This is a genomic window from Actinokineospora sp. (assembly GCF_050699995.1).
In the GTDB taxonomy this organism is placed as follows: domain Bacteria; phylum Actinomycetota; class Actinomycetes; order Mycobacteriales; family Pseudonocardiaceae; genus Actinokineospora.
On the sequence record NZ_JBOHGC010000678.1, the window covers coordinates 1 to 2425 of the forward strand.

At 68.6% G+C, this 2425-nt stretch carries 1 protein-coding gene; it reads left to right on the plus strand.

Features of this window, described 5'->3' with window-relative positions:
- Positions 1–2425: hypothetical protein (locus tag ACRDSQ_RS33385; protein WP_431426723.1), on the plus strand; the 2425-nt coding region annotated here is incomplete at both ends.

Below are 2425 nucleotides of genomic sequence, written 5' to 3' on the forward strand. Positions count from 1 at the left end.
CGCATCTCCCAGAAAGCGCCGCTGAACGCCAACGTCCTCAACGTCGGCGGGGGCACCCCGTTCCGCACCAAGGCCGCGCTCGAGGTGACCGTGCCCGGAACGGGCAGCGAGTCTTGGAGCTCGGGGACCACCCAGACGGTCACCTTCAAGAAGACCGGGGCGGTCCAATCGGTGGATCTCTACTACTCGCACACCGGGGCCGCGATCGACTACGTGAAGATCACCGCCACCCCGATCGACGTCTCGCTGGTGGCCGATGGGGTCAACGTCAACTACGCCTGGACGATCGCGGATGCCACGGCCCTCACCGCCGGCTTCACCGGCAAGCTCAAGGCGAAGGTCGCCACCCCGGCCCCCTTCCAGACGGACGTCGAAGACGTCCAATCCAACAGCTTCGAGCTGAAGGGGGCGGTGACGCTCACCGCCCCGGGCGGCACCGTGGACCCCGGCCCGGGGATCGTCATGACCGTGGGCGGCACCTACACGATCGCCTGGACCAAGTCCGGGGCGGTGAACAACGTGAAGCTCCACTACTCGACCAACGGCGGGATCGCCGGCGGGGGGACGTATCCGGACCCGGCGAACCTCATCACCACCGTCGCCTCCACCCCCAGCACCTACAACTGGACGGTGCCCGACAAGGTCGGGACGACCCTCCGCATCCGGGTCAGCGATGCGAACAACGCCAACGTCTGGGATGAGTCGAACAACGTCTTCCGAATCAAGGGTGCCTTGCAGCTCACCGCCCCTGAAACCGCGGGGTTGAGTTACACCGTCGGCTCTGCGCAAACGATCACCTGGACCACGACCGGGACCTTCTCGCCGGTTGAGCTCCACTACGACGTGGACGGCAACTTCGCCACGACCGCCGACACCTTCGCGGTCCTGCCGCTCTCCACGGTGACCAACTGCGCCCCGGTCTCGCCGGCCATCACCTGCAGCGGGAGCGCCTCCTTCACGATGGAGGATAAGATCACCACGGCCGCCAAGGTCCGCCTCCGGGGCACCGGGGCGGATGCCGACGTCGCCTGGATCTCGACCAACCCCTTCAAGATCCAGGGCAGCTTCAGCGCGATCACGAGTCCCGCCGCCGGGGAGGTCTGGCTCTACCCGGACACGACGAAGATCATTCGCTGGACCGCCAACGGGACGATCACCAACGTCAAGCTCGAGTACAAGACCTCGGCCGGGGGCAGCTACGTCACCCTCGTCGCCTCGGATCCCGGCCACACCAGCGGCAACAACAGCTACGCCTGGACGGCGGGGCTGCCGGACGTGAAGACCGAGGACGCCTACCTCCGGGTCTCGGATGCCACCGCCGGCTTCACGACCGTCTTGCTCGAATCCGCCGCCTTCCGGATCCGGCCGCAGATCACCGTAACGCTCCCAAGCGCCGGCCAGCCGCTCACGGCGCTGGCGGTCGTCACGGACGCGATCCAGTGGACCCGGACCGGGACCACGATCGGCTCGGTCGATCTCTTCTACGACACGGCCGGCGGCGCCGGGGGCTACCCGGGGGCGCAGAAGATCAACAGCACCCCGGTCGCCCTCGATGGGATCACGTGCCCGGCGGGGACGTGCAAGTACACCTGGACGATCCCCAACGCGATCGGCGCGAACGTCCGGATCAAGATCATGGACGCGGCGGTGGGCTTCGCGAACGTCTTCGGGGAAGGTCCGGTCTTCACCATCCGCGGCGGGCTAACGCTCAACACCCCCACCGGCAGCGGCACGACGGTCACGGCGGCCTCGACGACCAACAGCGTCCAGTTCACCTACGCCGGCTCGGTGGGCACCGTGACGGCCCGCTACGACCCCAACTCCGGCAAGGGGGCGGACAACATCGCCGGCAACGCCGATGACTACCCGACCTTGATCGGCACGGCGGCCCCCGGCGGGACCAGCGGCACCGCCGCGATCAACTGGGACCTCTCGGCCGCCACCGGCACGAACACGACCACCGCCACGGACAAGGGCCGGGTGAAGGTGAGTGCGGGCGCCGGCGCCACCGCGGTCAGCTCCGAAGGCGCCGACTTCCACATCGGGACGACCTTCGACCTCACCGCCCCCGAGAACGGGGCGGTCGTGGACGTGGCCGCCGGCCCCACGCACACGATCACCTGGGCGCCGGGCCCGGCCACCGGGGTGACCGACGTCAAGCTGGAATACACCAACAACGCCTCCAACGCCACCCCGACCTGGGTCGAGATCGCCCCGGCCGTGGTCAAGCCCAACAGCGGCAGCTACGTCTGGACCTTCCCGACGGCCCTGGCGGACCTGCAGAACGACAACCGCCTGCGCATCTCCCAGAAAGCGCCGCTGAACGCCAACGTCCTCAACGTCGGCGGGGGCACCCCGTTCCGCACCAAGGCCGCGCTCGAGGTGACCGTGCCCGGAACGGGCAGCGAGTCTTGGAGCTCGGGGA